We start from the raw sequence: 14,119 nt of genomic DNA on the forward strand, positions 1-14,119 counted from the left end.
GATGACAGCAGGACATCGTGTGGTTGTGGCGGGCTGCGGGGCAATGGCTAATGAGTGGATTACCTATGCACTGAAGCATACTGATGAAATAGAGATTGTAGCGCTCGTGGATATCCGCCGGGAGTCCGCTCAGGCCATGGCAGAGAAGCATGGGCTTACTTGTCCGGTATTTACTGATGTGAAACAGGCGATTGCCGATACAGCGGCTAATCTGGTATTTGATGTGACAGTGCCGGCCAGCCATTACAATATTGCCAGCAGTGCGCTTGAGGCTGGTTGCCATGTGTTCGCGGAAAAGCCGCTGGCGGAGACGATGGAGCAGTGCAATTCGATCGTTAGCATCGCTGAACGTACCGGCAGGAGCCATGCGGTGATGCAGAACCGCCGGTATGATCCGCGCATCCGCTCTTTGCGGGAGCTGATCACTTCAGGGGCTATAGGGCGGACAGGCTCAATCAGCGCGAATTTCTTCCTGGCTCCGCATTTCGGCGGCTTCCGGGATGCGATGGATAGCCCACTGCTGCTGGATATGGCGATCCACACCTTCGATCAGGCCCGCTACATCAGCGGCGCTGATCCGGTAAGTGTGTATTGCCAGGAGTTCAATCCGCCGGGATCGTGGTATGCAGGGAATGCGGCGGCGGTCTGTATTTTTGAAATGTCGGACGGCTCCGTGTTCTGTTATCAGGGCTCCTGGTGTGCGGAAGGCGCGCCTACGTCCTGGGAAGCTTCTTGGCGGGTTCAAGGTGAAAAGGGTGCTGCGATCTGGGATGGCCGGGATCAGCCGTTTGCCGAGGTGATTAGTGCCGGGAGTGAACACTCCGGCCAGTTCCTCCATGAATTCGAGCGGGTGGAAGCGCCGGAGGTACAGATGGAGGAGACCTTCCATCAGGGCTGTCTCGATGAAATGTTCCGTTCGCTGGCCGAGGGCCGTCCGGCCGAGACGGATTGCCGCGATAACCGCTACAGCATGGCCATGGTGCTGGGCGCTCTGGAGAGTGCGCGGACTGGCCGCAAGCTTAGTATTGCCGAATTCATAGAGGAGGGTTGAGCTGGCGGGGAGTAAGGCGTAAGGGGATTTTAGCAGAAGAAGCAAAATGGAATGCAAAAAGGCATGGGGAAAGCCCCATGCCTTTTCTTTTACCGCCGTCTTCTCAATTCTGGTTATTTATCCGTCCCCAGTAACAAGTTCACAACCGTATCCAGCTGCTGCTCCAAAGAATAGGGGTCCTCCATGACGAATTCATCATGATAATTATCCCCGTATAAAAATACTTTGCCCTTCTTCACAGCAGGTACACTTTTCCATATATCACTTTCCATTGCTTGGTTCGTAATCTCAGCATCGCCATTATAGACAAAAATATAATCACCTAAGTATTCAGGAAGCACCTCAAGCGAGATTGATTCGAACCCCTCTTTCATATGTAAGGCACTTTCTGTTGGAGGCAGCTGCAGCATTTCGTAGATAGTGGAGGAACCATAATTTCCGCCCGTTGCTGCTAACACATATACTGTTTTTTCGGCAAACTGAACGATGGATACCGTCTCCCCTTCCTTGATGACGTTAGATACCTTTGACCTTGCTTCAACAACCTTCTGTTCGTATTCCTCAATCCAATTCTCAGCCTGCTGTTCTTTTCCGAATATCGAGGCTACTCGTCTGAATTTATCAAGTGGCCCGGCTGTTGACAACTCTTCCCAGTATGGCAGAAAAACAGTGGTGCCGATCTTCTCATATTGGTCAACGTAATCTTCGATGGAACCGATAATGAGGTCTGGCTCCAGCATGGTCAATTTCTCCAGATTCATCGGGAATTCCCCTAAATCTTCGATCGTATCGAGTGTTTCTTGTGGAATCTCCGCCTTGTCCATCCAGCCTTCGTCGAGCATGAATGTTCTTGCCCCGATAGGGACAATGCCCAGCTTCAATAAATGACCCATATATTGGTCTGCCGCGACTTTTACCGGCTCTGCGGGTACTTCAATGTCTCCTCTTGGCGTGGATACGATCCGCGTCTTCGGACTTTCTTCTGAGGCAATCGGAGTTGCCTGATTAACTTTATTGTTTGCGTTGCTTGAATTCTTCGCCGCTGTGTTCGTGCCGTTGGAGCAAGCGCTGAGCAGCAGGGAGCCGCACAGCAGGATTGCAGCCATGGCTACAGATCTGGTTGGTTTTGATGTAAACATATGTATTTCCCCTTTGTCCGTATTATGATAATGATTATCATTATTAATATACAGATCAGTAACATTATCAGAAATAGAGGATGTGGGGAAGTTTAATGGACTTTCAGCAACTTTGTGCTGCAGCAGCTCGCTATTTCTATGATAAGCAGGGGCTACACCCTTACGCTTTTTATAAATCCTGCTGAAATAATACACGTCTTTATACCCGACACTCGCCGCAATCTCCCCGACTGAAGCATTAGTTGTCATTAGAAGCTCTGATGCAAGGTCAAGCCGGTAGCGGATTAAGTAATCAATCGGACTGACGCCTGTATGCTCTTTAAATAAGGATGACAAGTGATAAGCGCTGAAATTGAACACTTCCGCAAGTGAGTCTAAGGTAACGGGTTCCGCATAATTCTCCCGGATATAAGTGATTACCTGCACTGCAACAGAAGTTGTTCTGACCTCGGTCTCATGCTCTTGCAGGCGCAATTCCTTTAACGTCAGATGAACGAATTGGTAAAAAAGTGCTTTTACATGAAGACGCTCTTCCGGCTGATCCCATTTCTGATGCATCTGCTGAATTTTGTTATAGAGTAAAAGCGGAGCCTCAGGGCTAAAGCAATACTGCTCTTGAAGAGGATTCGCTTCATGGAGCAAGGCTTTGTAGTAAATGATATAGTAAATAAATTTATCTTTTATGGGAACGATGCTTAGGATGGCCCCTTTGCCGCTATGTAAAAGTTGAAATCCTGTCCAAGCAAATTCAGCCTGGTCTGACTGAACTTGTGCGCTTCCTTGTACCGATAGCAAAAATATATTGGCAGGTATTATAAATGGAGGAAGAACTTCGCCTTGGGCTAACTCCTTCTGCCGGATATCCACCAGTGTAATTGCAGCCTGATCCCAAAGTAATAATTGATTGCTGATGTGCATGATGCGATATTCCCCTCCGTTATCTGTCTACTCCTCATTTTAAATGATAACTATTATCAATGACAGTCTGAATAATACTTGTTATATTAAAAGTCACATAACTCCATATCTTTCTAACATCGCTGTATTCCAGATTCTTGCAATGAAGATTAGAATAAATAGCAGATAGTGGATGTGACTAACAAGGGGTGATCTCGATGGATGAGCGGTTAAGAGTTGTGATTGGGAGCGGCGGAAGTCTGCATAACCAGGGGTGGCTGCATACGGAGGAGAGGGAGCTTAATCTTTTGCAAGAAGAACAGTGGGCTGTCAGGTTCAAGAAAAACTCCATACAAGCAATCCTTGCGGAGCATGTCTGGGAGCATCTGACGTATGAGGAGGGGATACAGGCGGCAAAAATCTGCTATCCTTATCTGGCATCTGGCGGGTATATCCGCTGTGCTGTGCCGGATGGGTATTTTCCGGATGAAGCTTATCAGAAAATTGTACAGGTCGGAGGACCGGGTCCCCTGGATCATCCCGCGGCGTCCCACCGCATCGTACATAATTACAATACCCTGCGAGGCATGTTCACAGCTGCCGGATTTCAGGTCAAACTGCTGGAGTATTGCGATGCATCCGGGAAGTTTCATTATAACTACTGGGATGAAGGCGGAGGGTTTATCTACCGCTCCAGGCGCTTCGACCACCGAAATACAGAGGGAAGATTAGGCTTTGTCTCGCTGATTGTAGATGCCGTTAAGAGATGACACATATTGTCCGTACCTTGAAAAAAGGCTGATCCCCGCAGCACGACTCGCTACGCAGAGATCAGCCTGTCCTTCTTTCAATCAACCCGCCCGGGCTAGAAGCCGCGGTATTGCGGTTCTTCCTTTTCAAGCTGGGTAACGCGTCCTTCTACCTGCTGAACAATCTGCTGAGTCTGCTCGGCGGCATTGGTGAACAGGGTCTTGGCATCCTCGTTTTGAGTCTCCATGGCGAATTGCTCCAGGCTGGCCTGGGCGCTTTTTAGCGAAGCTACGCACGTCTTGACTTGTGAGGCGACAGTCATCGGTATACCCTCCTCCATATCTTAGAAATGGATCATCATCCACGGACTCTAGTATCTGCATTCCTGCAGCTCATATTCTGGAAAATCACTCCAGCCTCATCAGAGCATAATCAACCCGCACGAAATCTTTTGGTTAATTCACCCCTGGTTTGACAAATACTGAAGCAGAATGCCTGAGCACACAGAGCATGAAATATCACAATACAGGGGGTTATTCGAATGCCTGAAGCGCTGGAGGTTGTCTTGCGGACCTTGTTTGCTGTGGTCGTAATGTTTTTTCTAACCAAGATACTCGGCAAACGGCAGGTTTCGCAGCTGTCTTTTTTTGAATATATTACGGGAATTACGGTGGGGAGCTTGGCTGCTTATATCTCGCTGGACACGGATAAGACCTGGCATCTGGGCCTGATTGCCTTAGGCGTCTGGGTTGCCTGCTCGCTGGGCATCGAATATCTGCAAATTAAGAGTAAGAAGGCCCGGGATTTCATTGACTTCAAATCGACGGTGCTGATTAAGGACGGCAAGATTCTCGAGAATAATATGAAAAAAGAGCGTCTGAGCGTCGACGAGCTGCTGGAGGAGCTGCGTAAAAAGGATGTCTTCAAGGTAGCCGATGTGGAATTTGCGATTATGGAATCGGATGGTGCGATTAACGTGCTGTTGACCAAGGAGAATCAGCCCTTCACCCCCAAGGATCTGGGGATAAAGGTCGCACCGGAGAAGGAGACGCTCGCTGTGATTATGGATGGTGAGATTCTGGACGAGCCTCTGGATACGCTGAGTCTGTCCCGGAAGTGGCTGCAGACCGAGCTGGAAAAGCTGAATCTGACCGTGAAGGATGTCTTCCTCGGGCAGGTAGACTCTTATGGTGAGCTTACCGTGGATCTCTATGCTGACAAAGTCAAGGTGCCGCAGCCGCAGGATAAGCCTCAGCTGTATGCGCTGCTGAAGAAATGTGAAGCCGATCTGGAGCTGTTCGGTCTGTCCACCAAGAACAAAGCGGCGAAGCAAATGTACGGAAATTGTTCAGAGCAATTGCAGGAGCTGCTGCAGAAGCTGAAGCCTTTTATCCAGAACTGACAGCATGAGCAGTTTCACAAGCAGGAGCCGGTGATCCGGCTTCTTTAGCATGTCCGGGCATAAATCCAGGAACGAGCTGGAATACTAAGGCAGAATTCCCACTACCGGAAGGAGGCTGCCAGATTGCCTGATCAGGATATGCTGGAGCTAATCAAGGAGCAGCTGACAGATTGCAGCGATGCGGTCTACCAGTCTATTAATGTCTACGGGCATTCCTGTATGCTGATCTATATTCCTTCCATCGTGGATACCCTAAGCCTGCAGGAATTTGTCGCCACGCCCCTGAAGGCAGAAGCCAATGCGGAGCCGCACTGGGCGGATTTCATGGAACGTCTGGATCACGGATCTGCATTCGCGATTCCTTATATCAAGGCCTATCATCCCGGCCGGGTGGTGGAGCTGATCGTCAGCGGGAATCCTGTACTCAGCATCGCAGGTTTGCCGTATGTGTATTATTTTGAGATTGCCCACTATCAGAAAAGGGCGGTGTCCGAATCACAGAACGAGCTGGTGGTGATCGGTCCGCAGGAAGCTTTTATCGAGGATATTCAGACGAATCTCTCGCTGCTGCGCCACAAGATCAAGCATGCGGATCTGAAGACCAAGCATTTCGCTATCGGCAAATACACTAAGACCGATGTATATCTGGTCTATCTCGAGGGGCTCTGCAAGCCGGAAATTCTGGCGGAAATGGAACAGAAGCTGGGCAGTCTCGATGTGGACGGAATTCTGGGCATCAGCTATCTGGCGGAGCATATGTCCCGGGAGCAATTCTCCCCTTTTCCGATCTATCAATATACGGAACGCCCTGACTCTGTCGCCGCCTCGCTCATGGAAGGCAGAGTCGGCATTCTGCAGGACGGCACACCGTCCGCTTTGCTGGCGCCGGTCACTTTTTTTGCGCTGCTGCAATCCTCCGAGGATTATTACCAGAGCTTTTATGCGGGCAGCTGGATCCGGCTTGTCCGCCTCTTTTTCTCGCTGATCTCGATGATACTGCCGTCATTATATGTCGCCATTACAACCTTTCACTCACAGATCATTCCCTCTGATCTGTTGATAACGATAGCTGCGGCCCGCGAGAATATCCCGTTCACTGCCCTGACGGAGGCGCTGATTATGGAGCTTACGTTCGAAGCCCTGCGTGAAGCCGGGACCCGTATTCCGAAGCCAGTGGGTCAGACTGTCTCCATTATCGGAGGTATCGTTATCGGACAGGCGGCGGTCCAGGCGGGAATTGTCTCGGCACCGATGGTCATTGTAGTGTCCATTACCGGGATCGCTTCGTACATCATTCCGCATCTGGAGCTTGGACTGACTTTCAGGCTGCTGCGCTTTGTGCTGCTCATTCTGGGCGGAACCTTGGGACTGATTGGTGTCTTTATTGCGGTATTTATGATCTATGGGCATTTAGCCCATCTCCGGTCATTTGGCTCACCCTACCTGCAGCCGCTGGCGCCGCTTGTTTTTGAAGACTGGAGAGATACCTTGTTTCGCGTCCCCTCTCAGTATATGAATAAGCGGAGCAGCTCTTTTACCGACAGCAAAAATAAAAGGAGGCAGAAGCCATGAGAGCCGTCAAGCTGGGCTTGGCACTGCTGCTGCTCTTCAATCTGACCGGCTGCTGGTCCAAAACAGAGCTTGATAAATTGACCTTTATCTATGGAATATTCATTGACCAAGGGAAGGAGCCGGGTACCGTTGAAGTCACAATCAGCTCGCCTCTGCCGAACCGTCTGATGTCAGGGACCCAGGGAGGGAGCGGCGCGTCTGACGGCAAGGCATATTCAATGATCACCAAGACAGCCAAAACTATACCGGAAGCAGTAATCCTGATTCAGAAGGATCTGTCCCGCAAGATTGAGATTTCCCATATCAAGATTGTTGTCGTGGGGAAGGAGTATGCAAGGGAAGGCATTGGGGAAATGCTTGAATGGTTCAAAAGGCAGCCGGAGATCCCCCTGGGAACCTTCATCATGGCTGCACCCGGCAAAGCCAGCGAGATTCCCAAATTGTCTCCGATCTTCGAACAGTTACCGGATCAGGTACTCAGCAATATTGCCCAAGAAAACCTCCTGTTCAGCACTACGATCAGAGACTGCATGCTCTCGGAGGCCTCGCATGTGGGGTATGCCATGGATTATTTATCCTTTGGACTAAAGAGTGATAACGCTGAGAAGAAGGAGGAGTACTGGGTTGGGGTCGGCGGCGTAATGCTGTTCCAGGAGTTGAAGATGAGAGGTCTGATGAATGTCAGTGAGGGCAGAGCCTTGGCCTGGGCTGCTGGGAATCTCGCCGGACAAATCGCGTTCCCGGTATATTCGATAGACTGGGATGATGACGGCTCAGGAGCTGCAAATGCAATCTTCCTCAGGAACACCGCAGCTTCCTCCGTAAGCATGACCCCGGAAGGTCCGTTGTTTCATGTGAAAATAAAAGGACACGCCAGCATCACCTACTTCAAGGATTCCGAGCACCGCGATGCGAACAAGCTCAGCCCCCTGCTGCTGAGCAAGCTTGAACAGAAGGTGGCCGGAGAAATCACGGCTGCCCTTGACCGTATTCGGCAGGAGGGTGTGGATGTGCTGCATTTGGGTATGCTGGTGGAATGGAATTATCCGGCGGAATGGAAGAAGCTGCGGGAGCGCTGGAAAGACTACTATACCTCGGAAGCCCGGATTAAGGTGACCGCGAAATTCGTTATCGAGGATTTCGGTTCAGAAAAATAAGGGGAAGAACATTATGCAGACATCGAAATGGCAAATCACCAGGTTCTCAATCGTATATCTGGGCTCCCAGAGTACCATGTTTCTAGTTCCCGGCCTCATTGAATCCTCCGGCTATCAGGGGTGGATCGGGATTGTGGCTGGCTGTGCCCTGGCGCTGATTCCGCTGTTCTTCACCGTTCAGCTCGGGAAGCTGAAGCCCGGGACGGGCTGGGTGGATTTCGGAGCAGAGATTACGGGGAAGTGGATGCACCGGGTTATAGTCCTTCTGCTGCTATGCTGGTGTGTTTACTATGCTTCGTATGATATCGAGAATTTTGTTCTGTTCTTCGGATCTAACTATCTGCGCGGAACACCGCCGCTGCTGATTCAGCTCCTTATAGGACTGGTCATTATGTACACGGCTCATCTCGGAGTCACCTCTATAGTGTATATGTCTGACGGCATATCGATTATTTTCGTAGGTTCGACGATGCTGAGCATCTATCTGTTCATCCAGCATGCCAATTACGCCATTCTCCCGGCGTTTCTCCATTACCATGATCCGTTCATCGCCTTCAAGGACTCGTTAACCGTCATGTCCTGGCTGGGGGAATGGGTGGTGTTCCTGTTTGTTGCCCCGGAGCTCAAAATCAGCAAGAGCACCATGAAAAAGCTGGCTCTTGGGGGCATGTGCGTCATGCTGACGATTCTGCTGGGCTGGGTGATGACCTTGCTGAATTTCGGAGCCTATCTGGGCAAAGAGCTGACGTTCCCCTATCTGCAGCTCGTCCGGAGCTCGTCCAACAACGAGCTTCTGGGCAATTCCGATCCCCTGCTGATCGGAATCTGGTCCGCCTCTATGTTCATTCACAGTTCATTTCTGATCTATGTAGCGAGTAAATGTGCTGCATATCTTATCGGCCAGAGAGCGAAGAAGCTGCTGATTCCCGGCCTGACAGTCTGCTCTGTGACGATTGCCTATCTCTATTCCAGAAATCTGGCCCGGTATGATCACGACTATTACTCCTTCAATATGGCTCTTGTGTGGCTGATTGTAGAGTTTATTCCGATGTACTATTTCTTTGCGTTAATGCTCCGGAAGAAGCGGCAGCCGCAGGCATAAGCCAGGGCTGCAATTTCCGCTATTATATAATGTAGGCGCTTTCTGGTATGATTAGTTTATATGTACATACCTTTTTATGGAATAGGATGGTGTTATTATTCATGAATCTTCAAGAAGCAACCGCTCTAATTGAATCGATCCGAAGCAATCTGGCAAAAGTTATCGTAGGCAAAGAGAGCGGTGTGAACCTGCTGCTGACCGCTTTGCTGGCCAATGGTCATGTGCTGCTGGAGGATGTGCCGGGTACCGGAAAGACCCTGCTCGCCAAAACATTGGCCCGCTCCCTGGACTGCACGTTCAAGCGGATTCAGTTCACGCCCGACCTGCTGCCGTCTGACTTAAGCGGCATCAATTACTATAACCAGAAGAGCGGCGAATTTCAATTCCGTCCCGGTCCGGTATTTGCCAGCATTCTGCTTGCGGATGAGATCAACCGGGCTACGCCGCGCACCCAGTCCAGCCTGCTGGAGTGTATGGAGGAGCGGCAGATTACAATTGACGGCGTGACACATGAGCTGGAGCGGCCGTTCCTGGTCATTGCTACCCAGAATCCGGTGGACAGCCAGGGGACCTTTCCGCTGCCGGAAGCGCAGCTGGACCGGTTCCTGATGCGGATTACCAGCGGGTATCCGACATTTGAGGAAGGGGTACATATCCTCCAGAGATTCCGCCAGAATAACCCGCTGGAGGATACCGCTGCGGTGGCCACAGCCCGGCAGATTCAGGACATTCAACGTCTGGCTGCGGAGGTTACTGTCAGTGACGAGCTGCTCGCTTATATGATGCGCGTGGTTGAGGCTACCCGTACCTCCCCGGCGGTCCGGCTGGGAGCAAGCCCCAGGGCAGCTTTCGCCTTGCTGCGCGCTTCGCAGGGATACGCACTGATCCAGGGCAGAAGCTACTGTATCCCGGATGATATCAAAGAGGTTGCGGTCCCTGTGCTGGCGCACCGGCTGATTCTTCAGCGCGGTCCCGGAGTCCGTGAAGGCCAGTCTGCAGAGGTAGTGCTTCAGGTGCTGCGTGAAATTGAGGTCCCGGCTGAACCTGCTGTCCTGTCCAGAGGCGGAAGGGTGGAGTGATCCATGTCGCTGCCGTGGTTCATTGCAAGCACGTTCATCCTGCTGGTCCTGATCTCGCTGGTCTATGACCGGCATGCGCTGAAGAAGGTCAGCTATACCCGTTACTTCTCTGCCAAAGCGGTGTACGCCGGTGAACAGGTAGAGATGGTTGAGGAGATCATGAACAAGAAGCTGCTGCCGCTGCCGTGGTTGCGGCTGGAATCCAGCATAGCTAAGGGGCTTGAATTCGGTAACCAGGAGAATCTGGGCATCAGCAGCGGAGAGATTTCCCAGAATCATGTCAGCCTGTTCTTCCTGAGGTCTTTTCGCCATATCAAACGGCGGCATAATATCACTTGCAGGGAGCGGGGGCTGTTCGTCCTGGAGACGGCAACCATGACTACCGGCGATCTGTTCGGACTGAGCCGCAGCGCCAAGACCTTCCCGCTTCATCTGGAGCTGCTGGTCTACCCCGGATTGCTGCGTTTCCATGACCTTCCGTTGCCGGTTCACAGCTGGCTTGGAGAGCTGCCGGTCAAGCGCTGGATTGTCGAAGATCCGTTCCTGACCGCCGGTACAAGAGAATACAGCGCCGGGGATTCTCTGGCGAGCATTAACTGGAAAGCGACAGCCCGTACGGGAAGTATGCAGGTGCATCAAAAGGATTACACCGCCGATTCCCGGCTGGTCATCTGCCTGAACGTGGAGACGAGTGAGTCCATGTGGAGAACGGTTACCGATGTGCAGCGTATAGAGCTGGGAATCCGCTATGCGGCGACTGTAGCCGAGTATGCGATCAGCCACGGGATTGAGGTCCGGCTGCTCAGCAATGGAAGATTGGAGGGGAGCGGGGCGAGAGATTCGGTGGACACCTGGTCCATTGTTCATACCGAGGAGTTCCTTGGCCTGCTGGCCAGACTGAATCTGGACCGGACCGTGCCGATGAGCAGGCTGATGGAGATTGAAGCGGACAAGGGGGAGGCAGATAAGGATTATCTGATCATTACCTGTCACCGGGGGGCAGAGCTTCAGCTGGCAACCTCAGGCTTAAGCTTCCTCGGAAACGGTGTAGAGTGGCTGGATATTCCTTCTGAAGGGGGCGGTGAGCTATGACTTCCCGAATCCCGGATGCCTTCAAAGAAAATTACGCCATATGGATGGCAGCCTTCATCGAATGGCTGCTGCTGCTCCCGGTATGGCTGGTGCTCCAGACTTATTTCCAGCCGGAGGCCGAGGCGCTGCGCTGGATCTATCTGCTGCCGGTACTGGCCGCAGCTGGTGTGCTGCTGCGAGAGATATGCAACCGCCGCTGGAAGCAGCTGCTCGCGGCGCTAATTCTCGGAGCTATATCTGCGGCGTTAACCGGTACGCTGACACTTATAGGTCTTCCGCTGGCAGCCGGAGCGGCTGTGTCTGCCTTCCTTGGCATGACAGCGGCCACACGGGTGAACCGGCTGTGGCTGTATATCAGCGGGATCATGCTGTATTTTGTCGCTTCGATTGCCTTCTCGCGCATCCCCGGTCTCCAGCCGAGTGCACCGGTGCTCACCTGGAGCGGCAGCTTGTGCCTGATCCTGGCACTGCTGGCTACGAACAGCACCCACCTGCGTTATAGCTCCTTGAACGGAGGTGCAGGAAATCTGCCTCAAGGACTGCGGCGGCATAACCGGACGTTCGTGGTCGGCTTCATTATCCTGGCAGCATTGCTTGCAGCGGGGGGCGGTAGGGCGGTTGGGATGCTGCTGTGGAATATAACACGGGCATTCTTCGCCTGGCTCAGCCGGTTATCCTCCGGTTCCGAGGAGGCACCGCCGGCAGAAGCACCGCCTGAGGCCATCCCTGCCATGCCGGCAGCGGAGCCGGGTGAACCGGGCTTGCTGTCGATGATTCTAAATATAGGCTTCTATATTCTAGGAGCGGCAGCCATTCTTGCGGTACTGTATTTTATCCTTCGTTGGTTGTACAGGAATACAGGAGGCATCCTGCGCAGAGCGATGGACAGGCTGCTGTCCCTGCTGCGCAGAGAGACTCCTGCGGCTGCCGGGTATCAGGATGAGGAGACCAGCCTGTTCAACTGGGAGCAGACCGTTCAGGACTTCCGCCAATACGTGCGTTCCAAGCTGACACCAGCCAGCCGACGGGACCGCTGGGAGGGGATGGACGGAAGCCGTGAGCGCATCCGCTGGCTCTACCGGCACTGGCTGCGGGCCAGACATGCGGAAGGGTATGAGGTGAAGCCCTACCTGACCCCGCAGGAGACAGCAGCTGATGTAGCCGCCTGGTCGCAAGGCCAGAAGCGTTCGAGCAAGCACTCTGTCGGAGATGCCTCTGTCAATGACCGTCTGCTGGGCCTATACCACAGGGCCCGTTATACCGAGGAGGAGCTGCCTGAACTTACTGGCGCTGAGGCGGCGGCGCTTAAGGAGCAGCTGAAGCTGTAGCTGAATCATCACGTTCAGCGAACACTGGAAAGGAGCGGCAGGCATGACCCCTTATCTGCGAGGTGAGCTGGCTAAAGAGGCTCAGATTAATATGGAGACGCTCAGATTCTATGAGAAAAACGGGCTGATTCCGCTGCCGCAGCGTTCAGCAGGCGGGTATCGGCTGTATCCGGAGGAGACGCTCCTCCGGATCGCTTTTATCCGTAATACCAAGAGCTGCGGGTTCACGCTTAAGGAGATTAAGAAAGCACTTGATAAATCGGCAGACCGCAGCATTGGCATCAGTGATTTCGCCCAAGTCATTGAGCGGAAGATCGCCGCTGTCGATCTGGAGATTGCCCGGCGGAACGAGACACGCAGACAGCTTGAAGCACTGAAGTCCGGCCTTCTGGTTCAGGACAGGCACCCGGGCGTGCAGGATACGCTTAATATGTTGAACATGAATGATTAATCTGTTGCCACCTGTAATTCTGCCGGGATTGCCGCTTGACTCTGTACATTGCTACAGGGTTTATAGTATGGGCATCCCAGGATAACAGGAGGAATTACATGTATGTTGTATCCGAGCATTACCCCAATTGAACAGTTGCAGGCCATTACAGCTTATCTGAAAAGCAATAATAGTTACTCCAGAAGCCCGGTTCAGGAGATCCGTGCGGCGGCTCTCGAAGCTTCCAGGCAATTACCCTTTCTTGAAGGCGTGAAGGTTGAACCGGTTGAGGTGGAGACCTTCAGCGGAGAGTGGGTCAGAGCGGAGGAGAAAAGTCTACAAGGTGAAGGACAATCGCAACCCGCGGAGAACAAGGTAATTCTTTATTATCACGGCGGAGGGTTTGTGTCTGGCAGCTGCGAGATCTATAGGGATCTGGCAGCCCGTCTATCTGAAGCAGCGGGGGGAATTGCCATTTTAACTGTGGAGTACCGGCTTGCACCGGAGTTCTGCTTCCCTGCAGCCAATGAGGATTGCCTTGCAGCGTACCACTGGCTACTGGAACGGGGCGTTCTTGCGGGGAATATTATAGTCTGCGGAGAGTCCGTCGGAGCCACGCTTGCGCTGATGACATTAATTACGCTGCGGGACCAGGGGGATAAGCTCCCTGCCGGTGCATGCCTGCTATCTCCCCATGCCGACCTTATTCATTTGGACGGGGAGTCTTATGACAGCCGTGCGGGAACGGACCCGACAGGAAGCCGGGAAGCGAATCAGAGAATGATTGAGGAATATATGGGGGACTATGGCGGTGCATGGCCTGCAATATTATCACCATTAAGAATGGATCTCCGGGGCTTGCCGCCCCTGCTCATACAGGCGGGAGATCATGAGGTGCTGCTGAGTGATGCAGAGCGCTTGGCTGAACAGGCAAAGGCGGCGGGCATCACTGTAGAACTTCAAATCTGGAAGAACATGTGGTGCGCCTTTCAGCTGATGGCTGCCATGCTTCCTGAAGCGCAGCAGGCTATCGGGAACATAGGCAGCTTCATTAAGAGAGTATTGCAGCTGGAGGGCAGGCAAGATTAGCACCCGTAGCCTGAAAGCAATCGTACAGCGT

Annotated in this window: 13 protein-coding genes; 11 read left to right on the forward strand and 2 right to left on the reverse strand. The window is 52.5% G+C overall.

Features of this window, described 5'->3' with window-relative positions; translation table 11 throughout:
• Nucleotide 1 precedes the first annotated feature (1 nt).
• The gene (locus tag NST69_RS13580) at nucleotides 2–1,051 is read left to right on the forward strand and encodes a Gfo/Idh/MocA family oxidoreductase (protein ID WP_340953226.1); all 1,050 of its coding nucleotides are present in this window, start codon (nucleotides 2–4) and stop codon (nucleotides 1,049–1,051) included.
• A gap of 113 nt (nucleotides 1,052–1,164) precedes the next feature.
• On the opposite strand, the gene NST69_RS13585 is transcribed toward NST69_RS13580, so the two are convergent.
• Nucleotides 1,165–3,108 carry an AraC family transcriptional regulator gene (locus NST69_RS13585; protein WP_342549591.1) on the reverse strand — a complete coding sequence of 648 codons (1,944 nt, stop codon included), beginning with the start codon at nucleotides 3,106–3,108 and terminating at the stop codon, nucleotides 1,165–1,167.
• A 197-nt stretch (nucleotides 3,109–3,305) separates the two neighbouring features.
• Between NST69_RS13585 and NST69_RS13590 the strand changes: the two genes are divergently transcribed.
• Complete coding sequence (locus tag NST69_RS13590) at nucleotides 3,306–3,857, forward strand: SAM-dependent methyltransferase (RefSeq protein WP_342549592.1); 552 nt, start codon at nucleotides 3,306–3,308, stop codon at nucleotides 3,855–3,857.
• 95 nt (nucleotides 3,858–3,952) lie between these two features.
• Here NST69_RS13590 and NST69_RS13595 read toward each other — a convergent pair whose 3' ends face one another.
• The gene (locus NST69_RS13595; protein WP_342549593.1) at nucleotides 3,953–4,159 is read right to left on the reverse strand and encodes a DUF1657 domain-containing protein; all 207 of its coding nucleotides are present in this window, start codon (nucleotides 4,157–4,159) and stop codon (nucleotides 3,953–3,955) included.
• Nucleotides 4,160–4,378: 219 nt separating this feature from the next.
• Here NST69_RS13595 and NST69_RS13600 point away from each other — a divergent pair, with 219 nt between their 5' ends.
• The 9 genes from NST69_RS13600 (at nucleotide 4,379) to NST69_RS13640 (ending at nucleotide 14,088) form a co-directional block, all read left to right on the forward strand.
• Nucleotides 4,379–5,239 carry a DUF421 domain-containing protein gene (locus tag NST69_RS13600; RefSeq protein ID WP_342549594.1) on the forward strand — a complete coding sequence of 287 codons (861 nt, stop codon included), beginning with the start codon at nucleotides 4,379–4,381 and terminating at the stop codon, nucleotides 5,237–5,239.
• 123 nt (nucleotides 5,240–5,362) lie between these two features.
• On the forward strand, nucleotides 5,363–6,811 hold the full coding sequence (locus NST69_RS13605) for a spore germination protein (RefSeq protein WP_342549595.1): 1,449 nt from the start codon (nucleotides 5,363–5,365) through the stop codon (nucleotides 6,809–6,811).
• Nucleotides 6,808–7,968 carry a Ger(x)C family spore germination protein gene (locus NST69_RS13610; RefSeq protein ID WP_342549596.1) on the forward strand — a complete coding sequence of 387 codons (1,161 nt, stop codon included), beginning with the start codon at nucleotides 6,808–6,810 and terminating at the stop codon, nucleotides 7,966–7,968. Before NST69_RS13605 ends, NST69_RS13610 begins: the two co-directional genes overlap by 4 nt.
• A gap of 13 nt (nucleotides 7,969–7,981) precedes the next feature.
• Nucleotides 7,982–9,070 carry a GerAB/ArcD/ProY family transporter gene (locus tag NST69_RS13615; protein WP_342549597.1) on the forward strand — a complete coding sequence of 363 codons (1,089 nt, stop codon included), beginning with the start codon at nucleotides 7,982–7,984 and terminating at the stop codon, nucleotides 9,068–9,070.
• A 101-nt stretch (nucleotides 9,071–9,171) separates the two neighbouring features.
• On the forward strand, nucleotides 9,172–10,149 hold the full coding sequence (locus NST69_RS13620; protein ID WP_036728725.1) for an AAA family ATPase: 978 nt from the start codon (nucleotides 9,172–9,174) through the stop codon (nucleotides 10,147–10,149).
• Between the two features lie 3 nt (nucleotides 10,150–10,152).
• Nucleotides 10,153–11,241 (forward strand): DUF58 domain-containing protein, encoded by a 1,089-nt coding sequence (locus tag NST69_RS13625; RefSeq protein WP_342549598.1) that lies wholly within the window; start codon nucleotides 10,153–10,155, stop codon nucleotides 11,239–11,241.
• Nucleotides 11,238–12,569 (forward strand): hypothetical protein, encoded by a 1,332-nt coding sequence (locus tag NST69_RS13630; RefSeq protein ID WP_342549600.1) that lies wholly within the window; start codon nucleotides 11,238–11,240, stop codon nucleotides 12,567–12,569. Before NST69_RS13625 ends, NST69_RS13630 begins: the two co-directional genes overlap by 4 nt.
• A gap of 43 nt (nucleotides 12,570–12,612) precedes the next feature.
• Complete coding sequence (locus NST69_RS13635; protein WP_342549602.1) at nucleotides 12,613–13,020, forward strand: MerR family transcriptional regulator; 408 nt, start codon at nucleotides 12,613–12,615, stop codon at nucleotides 13,018–13,020.
• Between the two features lie 102 nt (nucleotides 13,021–13,122).
• Nucleotides 13,123–14,088: an alpha/beta hydrolase gene (locus NST69_RS13640; RefSeq protein ID WP_342549603.1), complete on the forward strand. Its 966-nt coding sequence runs from the start codon at nucleotides 13,123–13,125 to the stop codon at nucleotides 14,086–14,088.
• Nucleotides 14,089–14,119: the final 31 nt, after the last annotated feature.

The organism is Paenibacillus sp. FSL P2-0089, assembly GCF_038595095.1.
Taxonomy (GTDB): domain Bacteria; phylum Bacillota; class Bacilli; order Paenibacillales; family Paenibacillaceae; genus Paenibacillus_AQ; species Paenibacillus_AQ silagei.